The following is a 19,073-nucleotide window of genomic DNA, read 5'->3' on the forward strand; positions in this document are numbered from 1 at the left end:
GTCGCTACCTCGTCTTCACGTCCTTCTCGTCTTCGTTGCAGTTTAGGCGAGCGGCAGCAGGCGTCCAAGCGCGATCGGCTCAGACTTGGCCGCGGATCGTGGCGGCGCGCTCCGCGAGTACAACCGCCGGCCCTTCAAGCTCGTAGAAGGCAAAGGGATTGAGGAATTGCCGTCCCCAGAACAGCGCCCTATCCACCGGCCCCAGGTCCGCCTCGTCGCACAGCGCGAGCCAGTGCACGCCAATGGTCTCGATCTGCCTGAACACGATCGCGATGGCCTGGTCGGACGTCATATGGAATTCGCCGGCGGCGGCCAGGCAGGTGGCGATCTGGCTCGAGCGGTGCCGGCCCACAATCAGCATCGCTTGGCTGGCTTCCTGGCCGGCTCGCGCCTGTGGGCAAATGTCGTAGGCGGGCGTGAGGGCGAGCTGCGCCCCATCCCAGAACGCGGCGTGGTTGCGCGCATGATCATCGACATTGCCGACCAGGATGTTGAACGTCAGCCGCGCGAACAGCTCGTGCAGGGTCGCGGTCGGATCGATGAAGCGGAAGCGTATCTTCTCGGCAAGATCCTGATAGCTCGCATAGCGCGCCTGCATCTCGTCGAGCTCGAGGATGGTGAGCGCCGATACCATCGCCCGGCGGTGCCAATCATTCCCGGTCGACACGCGATCGAACCGCTCGACCAGAAGCACATCCTTGCCCGCAGCATGGATCAGCCGGACCGGCGCGACCGACAGCCCAGCGAGCGCGGCTAGGCGCATCGCGATATATTCACCCTTCACGACCGAATAGGTGTCGCCGCTGCTGGAGAATTTGGCGACATATTTCTGCGCCCCATCCGTGAGCAGCGCCTTGGGACGGGCACCGCCAATCGAACTGCCATGATGGAGGGCCTGGTCGAGCTCCAGCGTGAGCGGCAGGTTCTTCTCGACCTTCTCCGCAGACGCGAGCAGTTCCTCGACGGTCGCGTGCCTGCCGCCGCGTGGAGCATATGCTGTTGCAGACGTCTGGAAATCCAGGGCGCCGATCCGGTCCGAGCCGGATTCGAGCAGGAAGACCAGCTCGTCCAGCTCGATCCCGTCAAGGTCGTCGCCCTTGACCCCGAAGGTCCTGTTGAGGATGACACGCCGTCCCCAGGCGTCAGGGGCACCGTCGCGGATCGCGCTCGCCATCGCGAGTGTGCCGAGGGGCGCGATGGGTTCGCCCACGAGCGGGAGTTCCGGCAGGTAAAGCGGGATGGCGTCGGTCCGCTCGCGATACGAACGGCCATAAATGAACTGAATACGCTCGTCGTCGGATACCAGCCGGCCAGCAACGACCGGCTTCGTGGCTCCGGGCAGCCAGGTCCAGACAAAGGCCTCGCGCGGATGGGGCAGCCTAGAAGTCATCGCTGATGCTCAATGGCTTCGGCCGCACGCGGCGAGGAAGCAGTGCGAGGCGCTTGCCCGCTTCGTCGAGCCGCATCGACACCCCCTGTGCATCCTCTTCGAACAGCGGGATGCCGAGGATGGCACAAGCCTCGAAGGCAAGTCCCAGTTCGACCTTCGGATCACCCTTTTCGAGCCGTTGCAAGGTGCTGCGGTCGACACCGAGCCGGTCCGCCATGTCTTGCGCGGTCATCCTGCGCGACTTGCGCTCGAGCTGCACCAGCGTGCCGAGGAGCTCTACCGCAGCCATCGTATAGCGCGCATAACTGCGCTTCTTTGAAGCAGGCATCTGTAGCACCCATCCAGCATCAAGCGGCTTTACGCATGATGTATCCGGCAAATGCATTCTCAAACGTCCATTGTCAATTCTTATGCTGCATGCATCCATCAGTGATACGTTTAATGATGGACGCATCCATCAATCGAGTCCTATCGCTAACGGACCGCCGTTACCGGCAGGAAGGCCCAAGGCCATCGAGTTTTGCAATTATCGCGCATCTCAGGTGCACGATAATTTCGGACCGCGGCAGCTTGGCTGTGACTGCAGCAGGCATCGCGTGATTCTGCGTCACTAGAGTGATGTTCCGCCTGGTTCCGGCTGCGGGGCATTGGCCATGAGGTCCGCCGCCCAGTCGAGGCCAGCGTCGCGAAGGAAGGCACTGGCGAAGCCATCGCGGCCATGTTCGGCGAGCACAGCATTGATCCGCTTCTGCGTCGCCGGGTTCGACGCACCGCAAAGCGCTAGCGCAACGGGACCAAGCCCCAGTTCGAACAGCCGGTTCCCGCGCGCCGACTGGAGGTAATAATGGCGCCTGGGGGTCGCCCGGGCGATCGGCTCGACCTGTCGGTCGTTGAGGCCGAAGCGCGCGTAGATGTCATGGCCCTGCGGTTCGACCGCCCGATCGTTGGGCAGCAGGATCCGCTGCGGGCAGCTTTCGATGATCGCGGGCGCGATCGCCGAGCCCGCAATATCGGCGAGGCTCTGCGTTGCGAAGACGACCGCGACGTTCTTCTTGCGCAGGACCTTCAGCCATTCGCGAATACGTGCGGCGAACAGCGGATGGTCGAGGAAGATCCACGCCTCGTCGAGGATCAACAGCGTCGGACGACCGTCGTACCGCGCCTCCAGCCGATGGAAGAGATAGGTCAGCACCGGCGCGACCGCGCCGGCCTGTCCCATCAACGCGTCGGTCTCGAAGCATTGGACATCGGCAAGGTCGAGCTGCTGCTCGGCCGCGTCGAGCAATCGGCCGTGCGGTCCCTCGAGCGTGTAGGGCTGGAGCGCGAGGCGCAGCGCTCTGGACTGGAGCAGCAGCGCGAGGCCGGTCATGGTTCGCTCATCGCGCGGCGCGGAGGCGAGGCTGCCGAGCGCGCTCCAGATCGCGTCCTTTACGTCAGGGGTGACCGGCACGCCCTCGTGCACCAGCAGCGCCGCAATCCATTCGGCGGCCCAGCCCCGCTCGCCCGCACCGTCGATATCGGCGAGCGGCTGGAAGGCAAGCGTCGTGCCGTCCGCCTCTGCCGCCCCCAGCGCATGGTGCGCCCCGCCCATGGCCAGCACCGACGCACGCGCGCTGTTGCCCTTGTCGAAGATATAGACCTGCGCTTGTCGGTAACGGCGGAACTGGAGCGCGATCAGGTTCAGCAGCACCGACTTGCCGGCGCCGGTCGGACCGACAATCATCATGTGCCCGACATCGCCGACATGGGTCGACAGCCGGAACGGCGTAGATCCAGCGGTCTTGGCGACGAGCAGCGGCGGGGCTTCCTTGCCCAGATGGTCGTTCCGCGCTGGCCCGGCCCAGACCGACGACAGCGGCATCAGGTGCGCGAGGTTGAGCGTATGCACCAGTGGCTGCCGGACATTGGCATAGGCCTGGCCGGGCAGGGACGACAACCAGGCCTCGACCGCATTCACGGTCTCGCGCTTGGCGGTGAAGCCGAGGCCGTTGATGATCCGCTAGACCGCGCGAACCTTGTCCTCCACCACCGCGCGGCTGCGGTCGCTGACCGTGATCGTCGTCGTCAGATAGCCGAAGGCGACATGGTCGCCGCCAAGCACCTGCAGCGCCTGGTCGGCATCGGCAACCTTGTTGTCGGCATCGCTGTCGAGCAGTTGCGCCGGGGAATTGTACATGACCTCGCGCAGCAGCGCGGTGATCGACTTGCGCTTGTTGAACCACTGCCGCCGGAGCGAAGTGAGCGTCCTCGTCGCTTGAGTCTTGTCGAGCGCGATGAAGCGCGTGACCCAGCGATAGCCGAAATCCTGGTGGTTCAGCGCGTCGAGGATGCCGGGGCGACTGAGGTTCGGAAAGCCGAGCACCGTCAGCGTGCGCACATGCATTTTCCCGAGCCTGGGCTCCAGCCCGCCGATGAGCGGCGTGTCGGCGAGGAGGCCGTCGAGATACATCGGCGTCTCAGGGACCGCGACGGGATGGCGCCGGTCGGAGACGGTGCCATGCAGGAAGGTCAGCGTCTCGCGGTCGTCGAGCGGACGCACCGACGCCATGACGCCCGACAACAGGTCGAGCACGCGATCGGTCTCGGCGACGAAAGAAGCGAGCGTACCCCGCCAGTCGCGCTCCCGGTCGCTCTCGGGGCGCTCGACTAGGCTCCGCCCGGCACGGTCCGCCGTGTCTGCCGGTGGCAGCCAGGTCAGTGTCAGGTGATACCGGCTCTCGAAATGCGTGCCCGCGGCCTCGAACGCCGCCCGGCGCTCGCGATCGACGAGCCAGCTCGCGGCATCGGGAAAGTCGCTGTCGGGATAGGCCAGGGCCTCGCGCCGCTCGGCGTCGAAGAACAAGGCCCAGCCGCTGCCCAGCCGCTTGAGCGCGTTATTCGCCCGTGCGCACGCGCCGACCAACTCGGCCTCGGTGGCGGATTCGAGATCGGGGCCGCGAAAGGCGAGCACCCGCAGGAAGCTGCCGTCCTTGTTGAGCACCACACCCGGGGCGACCAGCGCCGCCCAAGGCAAGTGATCGGCGAGCCGCTCGGCGCGGTCGCGATATTCGCTCAGGTACATCATGCGCCCTGCCTCATCATGCGAGATATCCCTTCTGGCGGATATGACGGAGGAGGACCGGCGCGAAGTCGGGATCGCGGCGCGCGGCCATGACCGCGACGCTGTGGCCGATGGCCCAGAGCAGTACCCCGGCCACCCATTGCTGGAGGCCGAGCCCGACCGCGGCGGCCAGCGTCCCGTTGATGATCGCGAACCCGCGGGGCGTGCCGCCGAGCAGCAACGGCGCGCCGAGCGAATGGTGGATCGGCACCTCGAACCCATCGAGGTGCCGACCGGCATCGGTCGTCGGACCAGTCATGCGACCAGCGCCCCGCCGCCGAAGCTGAAGAAGGACAGGAAGAAGCTCGACGCGGCGAACGCGATCGAAAGGCCGAAGACGATCTGGATAAGGCGCCGGAACCCGCCCGCAGTCTCACCGAACGCCAGCGTCAGACCCGTCGTGATGATGATGATCACCGCAACGATCTTGGCGACCGGCCCCTGCACGGATTCGAGCACCTGTTGCAGCGGCTCCTCCCACGGCATGCCCGAGCCGGCCGCCTGGACCTCGGTCGCAAAGGTCAGCGACAGGCCGATCGCGACGCCGGCAAGCAGAGGCCGAGCGGCGGTCGGACGCGTGATGGAAAGACAGGTCATGGTCGGGTCTCCTTTGGGTTGAACGGGGGAAGGTCGGCGAGTGTGTAGGCGCCGGTATCGGGATCGAGCCCGGCGACGCGCGCGATGGTCGAGACGCGGCGATCGAAACCGCGCCCGGCGATGAAAACGACGAGGTCGATCGCCTCGGCGATGAGCTGGCGCGGCACGGTGACGACCGCTTCCTGGCAGAGCTGCTCGATCCGATAGAGCGCGGCTTGTCCGCTGTTGGCGTGGACCGTCGCGATCCCGCCGGGATGCCCGGTGTTCCAGGCCTTGAGCATGTCGAGCGCTTCGGGGCCGCGGACTTCGCCGACGATGATCCGGTCGGGGCGGAGCCGCATGGTCGAGCGCACCAGCTGGGTCATCGACACGTGCGGCGGGCGCGTGCGCAACGCCACCGTGTCGGGCAGCGGGCATTGCAATTCACGGGTGTCCTCGATCAGAATGACGCGGGCATCCTGCCCCGAGCGATCCTCGGCCATCTCGGCGAGAAGCGCGTTAGCGAGCGTCGTCTTGCCCGAGCTGGTGCCGCCCGCGACAAGGATGTTGTCGCGGCGCGCGACCGCGCCACGCAGTGCCTCGGCTTGGATCGCGGACATCAGTCCATCGGCGATATAGTCGTCGAGCGTGTGGAGCTTGGTGGCGGGCTTGCGGATCGCGAAGCAGGGCGCCGGCGCCACCGGCGGCAGCACGCCCTCGAACCGCTCGCCGGCATGGCCTTCGACATGCGGCGGCAGTTCGGCCGAGATGATCGGGTGCTCGGCATGGACCTCGGCGCGGGCGTGCGAGGCGACCAGCCGGACGATGCGCTCGACCTGGTCGGGCGCCATCCGCACCCCGGTGTTGCTCCGGCCCTCGCCGAGGCGGTCGAGCCGCAGCGCACCGTCGGGATTGACCATGATCTCGACGACCAGCGGGTCGCGCATCGCGGCAGCGATGTCGGCGCCGAGCGCCGTGATCAGCATCCGGCGGCGACGCTCCGCAGACAGCGAGGCGCTCATCGGTCGCCTCCCCGCGTGGAAGGAATCGTATTGGCGTCCTGCGTCGATCCGCCGAGCGAGCGTCGCCCGGTCGAGACCCGTCGCCCGACCTGGGTCACGAAGGCCTCGAAGCGCTTGGCACCGAGCGCGCGACCGGCGGCATCATTCTCGGCCAGCGGGGTCTGGATCGAGAGCTCGAACCGGATGAACAGCGCCAGCGTCTCGAGGATGACGTAGGTGTCCCGGTCGACCCGCCCGATCGCATGGGTCAGCCGGTCGAGCCGGATCGCGAACCGGTCCTCCAGCTCGGAGGCGCCGCGCCGGTTGAGCCAGGCGGTCACCGCATCGACGAGGATCGCCGACTTGGTCGCGCCGGGCCTGGCCGCGAGTGCCTCCAGCCGGTCGGACAGCGGTCTCGGGAGAAAGAGTTGATGGCGCACCTTGTCGCTCGTCTTGTCCATCGCTCAAATCCCCAGCTGCAGGTCGTCGGGGCGGCCCGAGGCGGCGTCGAGGCCATAGACCGTGCGAGCGGTGCCGACCTGCTGGGCACGGTCCATCGCGCGTCGCTCGGCCGCCTGATCGCCATCGTCATCGCCGAGGCCGAGTGGGTCGGCGATCTCCGGCTCGACCATGATGGCCGGCTCGATCTCGTGGGCAGGATGCCGGGCCTGCTCGAGACCGGCGTCCTCCGTGTCTTTGCTAGCGTCGGTGCTAACCGCGAGCCGCAGGTCGGCCCCGCATACCCGGCCGGCCCAGTCGTCGGGGCGGGCGGCGGGCACGTCGCGATATCCGCCTGCATCGAGCGTCGGCGGCGGAAGCACGCGCGCAGTGTAGCGCCGGTCCTCATAGTAGCGCAGCTTCCTGGCCCGGATCGGCAGATGACCCGAGATCAGCAGGAGCTCGTCGGTCGGCGCGAGCTGCATCACCTCGCCGGGCGTCAGCAGGGCACGTGCGGTCTCCTGCCGGCTGACCATGACATGGGCCAGCCAAGGCGCGAGCCGGTGACCCGCATAGTTGCGCATCGCGCGTTGTTCGGTCGCGGTGCCGAGCGCATCCGATATCCGCTTCGCCGTCCGTTCGTCATTCGTCGCGAAGGCGATGCGGACATGGCAATTGTCGAGGATGGCGTTGTGCTCGCCGTAAGCCTTCTCGATCTGGTTGAGGCTCTGTGCGATCAGGAAGGCGCGCACGCCATAGCCTGCCAGGAAGGCGAGGCTCGTCTCGAAGAAATCGAGTCGCCCGAGCGCCGGGAATTCATCGAGCATCATCAAGAGAGGCCGTCTGCTTTCGGGGCGGCTTCCGGAACCGGCGGCACCGGTTTCGCCGTCTTTGCCAAGGCCATGGAGTTCCTCGGTCAGTCGGCGGCCGATCTGGTTGAGGATTAGCCGCACGAGCGGCTTGGTGCGGCTGATGTCGGACGGCGGTACGACGAGGTAGAGGGAAACGGGATGCGCCGCCTCCACGAGGTCGACGATCCGCCAGTCCGACGCGGCTGTGACGGCCGCGACTGTTGGATCGCGATAGAGGCTGAGAAAGAACATCGCCGTCGACAGCACGCCCGAGCGTTCGCTATCGCTCTTGTTGAGCAGTTCGCGGGCAGCCGAGGCGACGACGGGATGGACGCTGGGCGCATCATCGGTGCCGAGATGGTTGGTCTCCATCATATGGCGCAGCGTCTCAGCGAAGCTGCGCTGCGGATCGGACAGGACGGTCGCGACGCGGGCGAGCGTCTTCTCTCCCTCGGCATAGAGGACGTGCAAGATCGCGCCGACCAGCAGCGCATGGCTGGTCTTTTCCCAATGGTTGCGCCGCTCCAGCGCACCTTCCGGGTCGACGAGGATATCGGCGATATTCTGGACATCGCGGACCTCGTTCACGCCGCGCCGCACCTCGAGCAGCGGATTGTAGCGCGCCGAGCGGGCATCGGTCGGATTGAACAGCAGGCAGTGCGAGAAGCGTGCGCGCCAGCCGGCGGTCAGTTGCCAGTTCTCGCCCTTGATGTCGTGGACGATCGTCGAGCCGGTCCAGCTGAGCAGCGTCGGCACGACCAGGCCCACCCCCTTGCCAGAACGGGTCGGTGCGAACGCCAAGACATGCTCGGGGCCGTCGTGGCGAAGATCGTCACCGTCGAACCGGCCGAGGACGACGCCGCGATCACCGAGCAGTCGGGCCGCCGCGACGTCCTTGCGGGTCGCCCAGCGAGCCGAGCCATAGGTGGTGAGGTTGCTAGACTGCCGCGCCCGCCAGATCGATCCAAAGACCGCGGCGCCGCACCCCAGGAAGCCGCCGGCCGCAGCGATCGCGCCTGCCTCGTCGAAGATGACCGGCGCATAGGCATCGAACGAGAACTACCATGGAAAGATCGACCACGGATGGTAGATCGGACGATCGAATGCGATGAACCAGGGCGGGCCGAGCTGCGGCTGGTAGGCGAGCCGAGCCGCGGCCCATTGGGTTGCGGTCCAGATACTCGCAACGACGATCGCGAGCACCACGAGGACCTGTCCGATAAGCAATTTGGTCGGTGTCACGAGCGCCTCCAGCCCGGGACTGGACATCCTGTCCTTCGGGCTAGCTCTACGATCTCATCATCGCCGCCCCACGATCAGCCCCTCGCTGGGGCCAGCCCGGACGTGTCGGAGGACATTGACTCGGCGTCCACCGTATCCAGTCAGTGAATCAGCGGGGTCGCTCACGCAAAGTCTAAGCATGGGGCAACGGGCCCGATGGAAGCGATCAAGGCATCGAAGGACCAGCACGAGACCGTCGCCGATGGTGGTCACATCGGTCCTTGAAAATCCGGCACCCCTTCTTGAATGCCCGCATCCGATGCTGCCGGGCAGTGATACGCTATTTGTTGAGGCCGACGGTGCATCGAACACTTGGTCGACATCGCAAATATGCGTAAAATGCTCGCAGCCCATGCCGAACAGGGCATCGACCGGGTCGCTGGCGCGTATGTCCAGGCCTCGCGGCTAAAGGCGCCGGCGCATGTTCAAGCATGCCTCAGGGCCCGGTTCGGCGGCACAGCCTTGCCGTCGGCGGAGCATGTCACCGTCCGCCCGCCTTGCATTGGACAACGCGCGCGATAAGCTAGTGGGGTGCGGGCCCCGGTCCGCATCGAGGCTTGAGGACCTTGCCTGGGATATTTCGGCCGGAGCGAACGATCGTTCCGGGCTGCTGGCGTAGATGTCCAGGCCGCTCTCGTCGGCTAAAAACGCCCGCCACGTCCCTTGCGCGAGTGACCCGATCGCCGGCCCGGCCGGCTCGCCTCGGCGCTGGAGGCGTCCCATGTCTTCCGCAGACGCTGTCGCGCGCGCCGCGCCGGCGCGTGTCCGCTGCTCGCCATGAGCAGTGGATCGGCACTCCCTCGCGCACGTCGCGCCAAGGACGACGAAGCGCTCGTCGAGACGCTGTACGCGGTCGAGGCGCCTCGCCTGGCGCGATCGCGTGCAAGGCGCTCCGATCGCCACGATGCCTTCGACCTCGTTCATGACGCGTTCGTGCGACTGCTCGGACTGGGGCCGGAGCGATTACGATCCCTGGCGCAGGAGAAACCGGTGGCGTATCTCTGGAGGATCGCAACATCGGTTGGACTGGACCAGGCCAAGCGCGACGTTCGCCGCGCCTCGGACATGCACGTCCCGCTCGACGGCGTCGAACTGGTCGCCCCCGATGTCGAGCGGCAACTCGAGGCGCGCGACGAACTGCGGCGCATCGAACGCGCCGTCCAGGCCATGCGGCCTCGCACCCGTGCCATTTTTCTCGCGCACCGCGTCGACGGCATGAGCTATGCCGAGATCGCGCAGGCCTGCGGGATTGGCGTGAAAGGGGTCGAGAAGCAGATGAGCCGGGCGATCGCCATTCTCGCCCATGAACTGGACCATGCCGACGATGGCTGACGATCGACGGCTGCAGCGCGAGGCGGCGGCATGGCTCGCGCGTCTCGAGGCGCCCGATGGCGAACGCGATCGGGCCCGCTTCGAGGCATGGCGCAACGCGGACCCCGCGCATGACGCCGCCTTCGCCCGGGTCGAACGGCACTGGCAGGACAGCACCATCATGGCGCGAAGCAGCCTGCGCTATGGCGCACAGCTGACAAGTCCCTGGTGGCATATCGGTGCGTTCACGCCCGGCCGCCTCGCCTTCGGCAGCGCCGCCGCGATGGCCCTTGTCGTCGCGGCATGGAGCGTTTCGCATTCGCCGCGCGTCGCCGAGTCGGAGCGCGTCGCCAGCGCCGTCGGCCAGCTTCGTACCATCCCCCTTCCCGATGGCTCACGAGTCACGCTCGACACCGACAGCAGGCTGGCGATCCATTACTCGCCGAAGGTACGACAACTCGTACTCGAGCAGGGCCGCGCGCGGTTTACTGTGGCCCATGATCCGCGTCGCCCGTTCATCGTGAAGGCAGGTGCGATGACCGTCGTTGCACATGGCACGGTCTTCGATGTCGACACGCGACCGAGCGGGGCGGGCGTGACGCTGATCCAGGGCATCGTCGAGGTCATCGCTCGATCGGCAAAGTCGCCGGAGCAACGCATCCGGCTGACGGCGGGCAAGCAGGTCGCCGCCACGGCGGATATGACGCATTTCTCCGCGCCCAGGACGGTGCCAACAGGCACGACGGCCTGGACGAGCGGGATGCTCGGCTTCGATTCTGCGCCGCTCGATCGTGTCCTGGCCGAAGCGAACAGCTATACGGCGACCAAGCTGGTCCTCGCCGATCCGATGCTCGCCCGGCTGCGGGTCACCGGGGCATTCCCCGCCGACAAGCCCGAGGACCTGGCGGCCAGCCTTGCCCGCATGTTCACCCTGCGCGTCGAGACGCGAGCGGATGGTGCCATCCTGCTCCTGCCGGCCGCCGGCACCTCGCGTGCGCCGCAAGGGGGGTAGATCGATCGCGTGTCGTTGAACCCCGTGGAGCGGCGATCATGCCGCAGGGGGAACGACGATGAATCGCTTCTATCTCGGGGGTGCCGGCCTTGCCTGCCTGGCCGTTGTCGCACCGGCCCATGGCCAGGCACGCGACGAACACGCCTATGACCTGCCCGCCCAGCCGCTGGGATCGGCGCTCATGGCGATCGCCCGGACGACCGGGCAGGCCGTCATGGTCGATGCGGCCCTCGTCGCCGGACGCCGCGCGCCGCCGCTCAAGGGGCGCTTCGATGCTGCGGGCGCGCTGGCACGCGTGCTCGCCGGGTCGGGCCTGCGGGCCGAGCCGATCAACCAGGGATTCGTGGTTCGGCCGCAAGTCCGGGCCGAGGCGGAGCGGTCCACGGATACGGAGATCGTGGTCACCGGAAGCCGCATTCGCGGCGCACCGGTCGCCTCGACGCTGATCGTCCGCACCGCCGATACGATCCGCAGCGAAGGCCAGGCGACGCTGGCCGAGGTCATCCGGACCATCCCGCAGAATTTCGGCGGTGGCCAGAACCCCGGCATCGGTACCAATGTGCCGGCGAGGAGCGGGGTCAATGTGGGGAGCGGATCGTCGCTCAACCTGCGCGGCCTGGGCAGCGACGCGACGCTCACGCTACTCAATGGCCGGCGGCTAGCTTACAGCGCCTCGCGGCAAAGCGTCGATGTTTCCGCGATCCCGGTGAACGCGGTCGAGCGGATCGAGATCGTCGCGGACGGCGCCTCCGCGCTGTACGGATCGGATGCGATCGCCGGCGTGGCCAACATCCGACTCCGGCGCGACGCCCAGGGGCTGACCACGAGCGCGCGCTTGGGCGCCTCGACCGACGGCGGCAATGCCGAGCAGGTCTACGGCGTCGTGGCGGGAAAGCGATGGTCGGGCGGCGGCATGCTGCTCGCCTATGAGTTCGGGCACAGCACCGCCATCCGCGCCGTCGACCGCGACTATGCCCGCGAACGGGTCGGGCTCGATCTCTACCCAGCGCTCCGGCGGCACAGCGTAGTACTGTCCGGCCATCAGGGTCTCGCCGACACTGTCGAGCTTTCGCTCGACCTGCTCTACAACAATCGCCGCAGCTTCTCCCAGTTTCCGTTGAGCGCCGCCGGGGTGACGCCGTTTCGACACGCCGAGCAGCCCTTCGACAGCGACTCGGCCGCGATCGCGCCGGCGCTGCGCTGGTCTCCCGGCGCGTGGCGCTTCGAACTCGCGGGCAGCGCAGGCCGGGACCGGGTCCATTATGCTACCAACCAGTTCACCGGCACCCAGCTGACCAGCCGGACCTTCGGCTGCTATTGCAACGATGCCCATAGCGTCGAGCTCGCGGCCGACGGCCCGCTCTTCGCCTTGCCCGGCGGTCCCGCCAAGATCGCGCTAGGCGTCGGCTATCGTGATAACCGGCTCGTCAGCCAGCGCGGCGACAACATTGCGCAGGACGTCGATGCGCACCAGGACAGCCGCTACGCCTATGCCGAGGCCAGCCTGCCGCTCGTCGGCCCCGCCCAGGCGATCCCGGCCGTCCATCGCCTCGATGCCAGCCTGGCCCTTCGCCATGAAGATTATCCCGGCATCGATGCGGTCACCACGCCCAAGCTCGGCCTGGTCTACGCACCGACGCCCGATGTCGCGGTAAAGGCGAGCTGGGGCCGGTCCTTCCGTGCGCCGACCCTCCTCCAGCGCTACCAGCCGCTGGTGGTCGCCGCCCTTCCAGCCACCGTGTTCGGCGGGACCGGCCTGGCGCCCGGGGCCACCGCCCTGCTCTTGTCCGGGGGACGCGATACCCTGCAGCCCGAGCGTGCCCGCAGCTGGTCGACGACGCTGGCCCTCCATCCCCGCGCGATCGACGGGCTGAGCGTCGAGATCAGCTATTTCGAGACACTCTATCGGGATCGCATCGTGGCACCGGTCACCTTCATCGCCCGTGCGCTCGCCGATCCCGCCTATGCCGACCAAGTGCTGCGCTCCCCCAGCCTTGCGACCCTCGAAACCCTGCGTCTCGGGGCGGGGCAGTTCCTTAACGCTACTGGCGGCGCCTATGACCCCGCGAGGGTCGTCGCCGTCATCGACAACGCCAACCGCAATGCCGGGCGGCAGCGTGTACGGGGCCTCGACATGCTGGCCCGCCTCGATCGCAGCCTCGGCGCCGGGCAGATCAGCGCCACCCTTTCCGGCGCCTATCTGCACAGCGACCAGCAGCTGACGGCGGCACAACCCATCGTCGACCTGGCTGGCACGATCTTCAATCCTCCCCATTTTCGCGGACGAGCCACCCTCGGCTGGACCCAGGGCGGCTTGACGATCACCGGCGTGGTGAGCCGGATCGGCGGGGTCGAGGACCGACGGACCACGCCGGCGCGCCGTGTCGGCGGCATGACGCAGGGCGACCTGACGCTTCGCTATCGCACCGGCCCAGGACCGACATGGTGGCACGGTGTCGACCTTGCCGTGACCGCCCAGAACATCCTGGATGCCAAGCCCAGTCCGATCGTGACGACGCTGCCGTACGACACGCCCTACGACTCGACCAATTATTCGCCCTTTGGGCGTGTCCTCGCGATTTCGGCGGCCAAGTCGTGGTGAGCGCGCTGTTGTTAACCGCTGGCCTCGCTCTTGCCGGTATCGATGCCGCACCACCGCCATGCCCCGGGATGGTGCCGACGGCTGCCCCGGCCGCCGCAGCGGCACGGCCGGTCTCGCTCGACGATCTCCTGGCCTTGCGCGACATCGGCCAGCCCGACCCCTCGGTCGGCGGACCGAGCCCGCTCGCCGTCTCGCCCGATGGTGGCCGGATCGCATTCGTCATCTCGCGCGCCGACCCCGTGGCCAATCGCGTCTGCCAGGCCTTGGTCGTGCTCGGCCTCGAACCGCGGGCTCGGCCACGGATCGTCGATGAAGGCGGCGAGGTGATACGCGCGGAAAATGTCGTGCGCGGGTCGCGGACCGGCAGCGGCCTGCCTGCGACCATTGTCCCGGCATGGTCGCCCGACGGACGCTACCTGGCCTATCTCAAGGGTGTCGGCGGCCGGACGCAGGCCTGGCGCGTCTCGGTCGACGACGGCACCGCCGTGCGGATCACCGACGCGCCTGTCGATGTCGAGGCCATCGCGTGGAGCGAGGATGGGTCAAGGCTTGTCTTTGCGACGCGGCCCGGACGAACGACCTTTGCCGACGCGGTGCATGCCGAAGGCCGCACCGGGTTCCTGTTCGACCATCGCGTCATCCCGCCCAACGGCTTTGCGCCGCAGTTGCCGGGCGATCTCGAGAGAGCGATTTGGTCCGTACCCAGGAATGGTGGACCGGCTGCGCGCGCCGGTCGCCAGGACATCGTACGCCTGGGTGGCGAACCGGTATTGAGCGAGCCCTCGCCCCTGAATGCCGTGACATTGGACGGGCGCAGGGCGGGCGCCGAGGTGGACGGTCCATCCCCCTTTGCCGGCCGCCGGATCTGGGCCGACGGGAGCGGCGGCCGGCGCCTGGCCTGTACCGTCGCCGAATGCCATGGCTCGATCCGCGGGATGTGGTGGGGCCCCGATGGCCGTAGCCTTTTCTTCCTCCGCTATGAGGGCCCGAACAACGAGCGCACGTCGCTCTTTCGCTGGACGCCGGGCGATGCTGGGGTCCGTCGCCTGCTGGCCACCGAGGATGCCCTCGTCGGCTGCACCATGGCGCCCCCGGAGCTGCTGTGCCTGCGCGAAGCATCGCTGACACCACGTAGAATCGTGGGAATCGACCTGGCCAGCGGTACCGCACGAACCGTCCTCGACCTGAACCCAGAGTTCGCGTCACGAGCCAAGCCCCATGTCGAGCGCCTGCGCTGGACGAACCCTGCCGGCCTTCCCGCCTGGGGCGATCTTGTCCTGCCCCCAGGCCGTCCACCCGCCAGCGGCTGGCCGCTCGTCATCGTCCAGTACACCAGCCGCGGCTTCCTGCGCGGCGGCACGGGCGACGAATATCCGATCCTGCCACTGGCCGCGAACGGGATCGCGGTGCTGAGCTTCCAGCGTCCACCGCTTGTCGTGCAGGCCCAGCCCAACCTCTCGAGCGCCCAGGCGGTCGCCGCGGTCTTGCGCAACTGGGACGAGCGACGCAGCACCCATGCGTCGCTCGAAGCTGGATTGGCCAAGCTTGCCGCGCGCGGCGACATCGACCGCGACCGGATGGGCATCACCGGGCTGAGCGACGGATCGACCACGGCGCGCTATGCCCTGGTCGCCGGCATGCCGTTCCGCGCCGCGTCGCTTAGCACCTGCTGCCGCTACCTGCGAAGCGACCTCATTTACGGAGGCACCGTCCTCGCCGACGAGATGCGTGCCATGGGCTTCCCCAAGGTGACCGACGACAATCCCGCCTTCTGGGCGCCGCTATCCTTGCCCCAGGCGGCCGACCGGCTGCGCACGCCGATCCTCTTCCAACTGGCCGACGAGGAAGGCCTGTTCGCGCTCGAGACATTCGCGGCCCTGCGCGAGAGCGACGTGCCCGTCGAGCTGCGCATCTTCCCGGACGAGCATCATTTCAAGTGGCAGCCGGCGCACCGGGCCGCGGTCTATGCCCGTAATCTCGACTGGTTCCGGTTCTGGCTCCGGGGCGAGGAGGATCCCGATCCCGCCAAGCGTGAGCAGTATCGGCGGTGGCGGGACTGGCGTGACCATTCGGCCCTGACCCGGCCCCCGGCATCAGCTCCATGACCGCGCCCAGGCCTCGGCGTCGGCGAGTTGCAACAGCCGGGCAAAGCGCAAGTCGCGGGCCGGTCCCGGCGCCAGCGCGGCCTCCACCGCCGCCCGGTCGATGACGCCATAGACGGCTAGGCATCCGTCGAGCAGGAAAGGCCGCAACAGGTCGGCCTCCCGCTCGACCAGTCGCGCCAGGAAGCCGGTCGGCGTGCCCTTGGAGCGCCGCCCCACCACCGCCGCGGGCAGGCGGGCGGCATAGGCTTGTCGGACGAGCACGCGATTGCGTCCGTCCTCGAACCACATCCAGCTCGGCACTCGTAGCGCAGCCTCGGCAATCGGCTGCGAGACGAGAGGCGACAGGAGCGACGGGTGTCGGTCCGGATCGAGGCCATCCGCGACCGCCATGGCGGCAAGGAGAAGACCGACCTGCGCTGCCTTGCCCGGCGGTGTGCCGCGCGGCACGTCGAGCCATGGATGGGAAGGATCAAGGCCATCGACTATCCCGGGGTCGAGGAGACTGTAATCGATCGGCCAGCGATAGGCAGCGCGACGCGTCATCACGCGCACGCCGGTGCGGGCCAAGACAGCAGCAAGGCTGACCTGGGCCATCCGTGCGATCGAGGCCGCCGTTGCGAGGGGGCGTGAATCCCTACCCATTCCGAACAGGGCATCGACCACCGGGACGACGCTTTGCAGCGAGCAGAACATGTTATCGCCGCCACCGCCATCGATGACCAGCGCCGAACCGGTTTCCCTTGCCAGGTCGTCCGCGGCAGCAAAAGTGGCCTGGCGGAACTGGGCGCCGGTCGGTCGTGGCAAGCCACGCGCGAGGGGATGGGTGAGATTCACTTGCCGAGGATCGCGCACGACCTCGACCAGCGGGACGTCCAGATGGCGCGCAACGGCCTGGGCATGATCGCGTTCGTCCCCCTGCGCGTCCGCGACCGCCATTGTCAGGCAGGTGAAGCGGCGTCCGCTGGACGCCAGCGCCGCCGCCACGACCGACGAATCTAGCCCGCCGGACAGGAATAGGATCGCCGGCACGTCGACGGGGAGGCGTGACACGACCGCAGCATCGATCGCCCCGGCCAATGCTACCGCCGCCGCATCGCGAGTGTGGAATGCCAGCGCCCGGTCGGCCCATGACCAAGGAGACCAGTACCGCTCCAGGCAAATGCCGCGGTCGGAAACCTGGATTGCCTGGCCGCCGCCAAGTTCCTCGACGCCGCGCAGGCAGGTGCGCCCATTGCGCAGGTCGGTGGCGGCGAAGAAATGACCCAGGGCATGCCAGTCGACAGCTGGAGCGGTGCAACCGAATGCGCCCAACAGCCGGACCGAAGAGGCCAGGACGACATGATCGTGCGCATCATGCCAGTAGCATGGCAGGCTGCCGAACGGCGCGCGCAAGGCGTAGCGGCCGTCGCGCGAAGTGCCGAAGGCAACATAATCGCCCCAATGGTCGCGCGTCAGTTCACTTGCCGCGCTTACAGTCCCGGACGAGGCGCGAAGTGTCGCTTCCGTCAGCGGCGTGGCCTCTCCGCGTCGGAACAGCGAGCCGATAATCCAGCTTCCCGGCGTTGGAATCGCATGCGACGCTGCGATCATCATCCGATCGTCGATGTGGCATAACCCAAGGCCCGCCCGGCTGGCTGCCTCAGAAAAGAGGGCTTGCTCCCCTGCGCCGAAGGGCTTGGACCTGGCCAACCAAGCAGCGAACGCCGGCCGGATCATATCACGAGGATCGGCGTGAACGCGTGCACGACATGCAACTCGTCGTTAAGCACTTCGGTGTCGCGCTGGACCCAGGCGTGGGCCGCGAACGGGTTCAACTGCACGCCGAAGACAAGCCGTGCTTCGGCAGACGCACACCGCCGGGCCAGCGCCAGCGACAGAGGAAGACAATTCCCCGCGGGGCTGACCAGCAGGCGCAGTCGCGCAAAGGCACCCGCATGGCGATCGACATGACAGGCAGTTCCGCTCCACCGCTCTCGCCGACGCTGAAGTTGTGCGAGTTCACATCCTAGGCCGCGCCTGCGTATGCGCCAGATGCTCGCCGCGAAGCACAGTCCGGCAATCATCGTCGATGCCCCGGGCGTGGTGTCGATTACCTCGAGGCGACTAGTCCGCGCGCGCGGGAGCTCGCAAGGCGCAAGAGGCTCTCCCTTGGCGCTGTCGAGCAGTCCGGCCCGGACAAGTGCGAGGAGCGGTGCCGCCTCATCACCCGCAAGTTCTGCCCCGGCGCACTGTCCGTTAAGGGCTTGGCTCATTGCGACGGGAAGCATCCAGTAGCGATCCGAGCGGGCATCGAGGAAGATCACGCTATCGCCGATTGAGCAGAAGCCGACCAACGGGGGTAGGAAGAACCTCATCGCGAAACGACGGGGTGTTCCGGGGAACACCCCGCCACCCTTTCAGTCGTCGGCCAAGCCGGCGCCGAGGAACCCCTGGACCTCGTCGATCGGGGTACCGGCCGGCCCCTGGGTCAGGGCACGGGCATCGCCCAGGTCGACCAGCGTACGTGCGTTGTCATTATCGCGTTCCATGACGTTCTCCTTGATATGCCGCGATCATTCGCGACCTTCGGAGAATGTGCGGGTCAGTCGGATATATGAACTTTATACGAGGTTTATACTCCGAATGTCAGCGACTTGACCGCTCCCGATCAGCACTACTTCGAGAGGTTAATTTGTAACAGGCTCCTGGGAGCACATCCGCCGAGCGCGTATGGTCTGCCCGTCCGTCCAGCGAACCGGTTAAAAACTGATTGCCTGATGGCTGGCAGGCTCAACGTCGATGGTTGTCATGAGATTCTTTCCGCCTTTGGCATGTTTGATGCGAAGTCCATAGAAGAAGGCGAGAGCAGCCACGGACTACAGGGCGTGTCGGTACGGGACCTTTTAGGATCGCCACTCGAAGATCAAGCCGACAAGATTGCCGAACCAAGGCTGACCGGATGGGCCAAGCTCGGCTGACGGATGGGACGTTGGGCCAGTGCGAAAGCTGTCGGCGACGACCGCTAGCAAAAGGCTGTCTTGCCTTCCTTAAAGACCGTGCAGCAGACTTTGACAACGGCGCCATTCCCACTGGGTGACGCAGGACTGACGGTCAGTTTTATTGAATGGATCGGGAGTTATTAAATTTATATTTTAGATACAGGTACCTACACAATGATCATACTTCGTCGTTGCTAACCCGCAAGACGTTAAGCGCTGCACCGCCACCGATATTCAAGCCGCTTTTCAGCCCAAATCCTCAACCGATGCGATGCCATTCGAGGATGCACCCAGCGGAGACATACCGACGCAAAACTCCGAATATTTTTCGTCTAAACCCAAATACAGACGATCAGCGGTCTCATGCCCTACGATCACACGCCAAGATCGGATCAACCGAACCAGATCAGTTTACCATCCACGACCCA

14 protein-coding genes and 2 pseudogenes are annotated in these 19,073 nt (G+C 66.9%); 5 read left to right on the forward strand and 11 right to left on the reverse strand.

All coding sequences use genetic code 11. The features are described 5' to 3' along the window. Positions 1-79: 79 nt before the first annotated feature. From U1703_RS09145 to U1703_RS09180, 8 genes and pseudogenes are all read right to left on the reverse strand, one after another. Positions 80-1,390, reverse strand: a complete 1,311-nt coding sequence (locus U1703_RS09145; RefSeq protein ID WP_332785434.1) for a type II toxin-antitoxin system HipA family toxin — start codon at positions 1,388-1,390, stop codon at positions 80-82. After that, positions 1,380-1,718: a helix-turn-helix transcriptional regulator gene (locus U1703_RS09150; protein WP_332785435.1), complete on the reverse strand. Its 339-nt coding sequence runs from the start codon at positions 1,716-1,718 to the stop codon at positions 1,380-1,382. Before U1703_RS09150 ends, U1703_RS09145 begins: the two co-directional genes overlap by 11 nt. Before the next feature lie 282 nt (positions 1,719-2,000). Beyond that, positions 2,001-4,454 (reverse strand): annotated as a pseudogene (trbE, locus tag U1703_RS09155) (conjugal transfer protein TrbE). A gap of 13 nt (positions 4,455-4,467) precedes the next feature. Continuing rightward, positions 4,468-4,749, reverse strand: coding sequence for a VirB3 family type IV secretion system protein (locus U1703_RS09160; protein WP_332785436.1), 282 nt, complete (start codon positions 4,747-4,749; stop codon positions 4,468-4,470). Next, complete coding sequence (locus U1703_RS09165) at positions 4,746-5,087, reverse strand: TrbC/VirB2 family type IV secretion system protein (RefSeq protein ID WP_332785437.1); 342 nt, start codon at positions 5,085-5,087, stop codon at positions 4,746-4,748. Before U1703_RS09165 ends, U1703_RS09160 begins: the two co-directional genes overlap by 4 nt. Then, positions 5,084-6,088, reverse strand: a complete 1,005-nt coding sequence (trbB, locus tag U1703_RS09170) for a P-type conjugative transfer ATPase TrbB (protein WP_332785438.1) — start codon at positions 6,086-6,088, stop codon at positions 5,084-5,086. The genes U1703_RS09165 and trbB overlap by 4 nt, the downstream gene beginning before the upstream one ends. Next, positions 6,085-6,528, reverse strand: a complete 444-nt coding sequence (locus tag U1703_RS09175) for a YlcI/YnfO family protein (protein WP_332785439.1) — start codon at positions 6,526-6,528, stop codon at positions 6,085-6,087. The genes trbB and U1703_RS09175 overlap by 4 nt, the downstream gene beginning before the upstream one ends. Positions 6,529-6,531: 3 nt before the next feature. Further along, a pseudogene (locus tag U1703_RS09180) lies at positions 6,532-8,598 on the reverse strand (conjugal transfer protein TraG). Between the two features lie 816 nt (positions 8,599-9,414). Between U1703_RS09180 and U1703_RS09185 the strand changes: the two are divergent. From U1703_RS09185 to U1703_RS09200, 4 genes are all read left to right on the forward strand, one after another. Next, positions 9,415-9,969: an RNA polymerase sigma factor gene (locus U1703_RS09185; protein WP_332785440.1), complete on the forward strand. Its 555-nt coding sequence runs from the start codon at positions 9,415-9,417 to the stop codon at positions 9,967-9,969. After that, positions 9,962-10,960 (forward strand): FecR family protein, encoded by a 999-nt coding sequence (locus U1703_RS09190; protein ID WP_332785441.1) that lies wholly within the window; start codon positions 9,962-9,964, stop codon positions 10,958-10,960. The genes U1703_RS09185 and U1703_RS09190 overlap by 8 nt, the downstream gene beginning before the upstream one ends. A 58-nt stretch (positions 10,961-11,018) precedes the next feature. After that, on the forward strand, positions 11,019-13,562 hold the full coding sequence (locus U1703_RS09195; protein WP_332785442.1) for a TonB-dependent receptor domain-containing protein: 2,544 nt from the start codon (positions 11,019-11,021) through the stop codon (positions 13,560-13,562). A 68-nt stretch (positions 13,563-13,630) separates the two neighbouring features. After that, positions 13,631-15,667, forward strand: coding sequence for an Atxe2 family lasso peptide isopeptidase (locus U1703_RS09200; protein ID WP_332785443.1), 2,037 nt, complete (start codon positions 13,631-13,633; stop codon positions 15,665-15,667). On the opposite strand, the gene U1703_RS09205 is transcribed toward U1703_RS09200, so the two are convergent. The 3 genes from U1703_RS09205 to U1703_RS09215 all read right to left on the reverse strand — a co-directional run bounded on the left by U1703_RS09205 (position 15,656) and on the right by U1703_RS09215 (position 18,195). Further along, positions 15,656-17,260 (reverse strand): asparagine synthase-related protein, encoded by a 1,605-nt coding sequence (locus tag U1703_RS09205; protein WP_332785444.1) that lies wholly within the window; start codon positions 17,258-17,260, stop codon positions 15,656-15,658. The two genes, U1703_RS09200 and U1703_RS09205, sit on opposite strands and share 12 nt — an antisense overlap. A gap of 119 nt (positions 17,261-17,379) precedes the next feature. Further along, positions 17,380-18,000 (reverse strand): lasso peptide biosynthesis B2 protein, encoded by a 621-nt coding sequence (locus U1703_RS09210; RefSeq protein ID WP_332785445.1) that lies wholly within the window; start codon positions 17,998-18,000, stop codon positions 17,380-17,382. A 63-nt stretch (positions 18,001-18,063) separates the two neighbouring features. Further along, a complete protein-coding gene (locus tag U1703_RS09215) occupies positions 18,064-18,195 on the reverse strand; it encodes a benenodin family lasso peptide (RefSeq protein ID WP_332785446.1) in 132 nt (43 codons plus the stop codon). Between the two features lie 105 nt (positions 18,196-18,300). On the opposite strand from U1703_RS09215, the gene U1703_RS09220 reads away from it, so the two are divergent. Beyond that, the gene (locus tag U1703_RS09220) at positions 18,301-18,624 is read left to right on the forward strand and encodes a hypothetical protein (RefSeq protein ID WP_332785447.1); all 324 of its coding nucleotides are present in this window, start codon (positions 18,301-18,303) and stop codon (positions 18,622-18,624) included. Positions 18,625-19,073: the final 449 nt, after the last annotated feature.

Source organism: Sphingomonas flavida (assembly GCF_036663655.1).
In the GTDB taxonomy this organism is placed as follows: Bacteria; Pseudomonadota; Alphaproteobacteria; order Sphingomonadales; family Sphingomonadaceae; genus Sphingomonas.

Excerpts from the sequence above, each read along its gene's own strand:
- U1703_RS09145 (WP_332785434.1), bottom strand. The coding sequence starts at position 1,390 with ATGACTTCTAGGCTGCCCCATCCGCGCGAGGCCTTTGTCTGGACCTGG.
- U1703_RS09190 (WP_332785441.1), top strand. The coding sequence starts at position 9,962 with ATGGCTGACGATCGACGGCTGCAGCGCGAGGCGGCGGCATGGCTCGCG.
- U1703_RS09185 (WP_332785440.1), top strand. The coding sequence starts at position 9,415 with ATGAGCAGTGGATCGGCACTCCCTCGCGCACGTCGCGCCAAGGACGAC.
- U1703_RS09150 (WP_332785435.1), bottom strand. The coding sequence starts at position 1,718 with ATGCCTGCTTCAAAGAAGCGCAGTTATGCGCGCTATACGATGGCTGCG.
- U1703_RS09175 (WP_332785439.1), bottom strand. The coding sequence starts at position 6,528 with ATGGACAAGACGAGCGACAAGGTGCGCCATCAACTCTTTCTCCCGAGA.
- U1703_RS09165 (WP_332785437.1), bottom strand. The coding sequence starts at position 5,087 with ATGACCTGTCTTTCCATCACGCGTCCGACCGCCGCTCGGCCTCTGCTT.
- U1703_RS09215 (WP_332785446.1), bottom strand. The coding sequence starts at position 18,195 with ATGGAACGCGATAATGACAACGCACGTACGCTGGTCGACCTGGGCGAT.
- U1703_RS09195 (WP_332785442.1), top strand. The coding sequence starts at position 11,019 with ATGAATCGCTTCTATCTCGGGGGTGCCGGCCTTGCCTGCCTGGCCGTT.
- trbB (WP_332785438.1), bottom strand. The coding sequence starts at position 6,088 with ATGAGCGCCTCGCTGTCTGCGGAGCGTCGCCGCCGGATGCTGATCACG.
- U1703_RS09205 (WP_332785444.1), bottom strand. The coding sequence starts at position 17,260 with ATGATGATCGCAGCGTCGCATGCGATTCCAACGCCGGGAAGCTGGATT.
- U1703_RS09160 (WP_332785436.1), bottom strand. The coding sequence starts at position 4,749 with ATGACTGGTCCGACGACCGATGCCGGTCGGCACCTCGATGGGTTCGAG.
- U1703_RS09200 (WP_332785443.1), top strand. The coding sequence starts at position 13,631 with ATGGTGCCGACGGCTGCCCCGGCCGCCGCAGCGGCACGGCCGGTCTCG.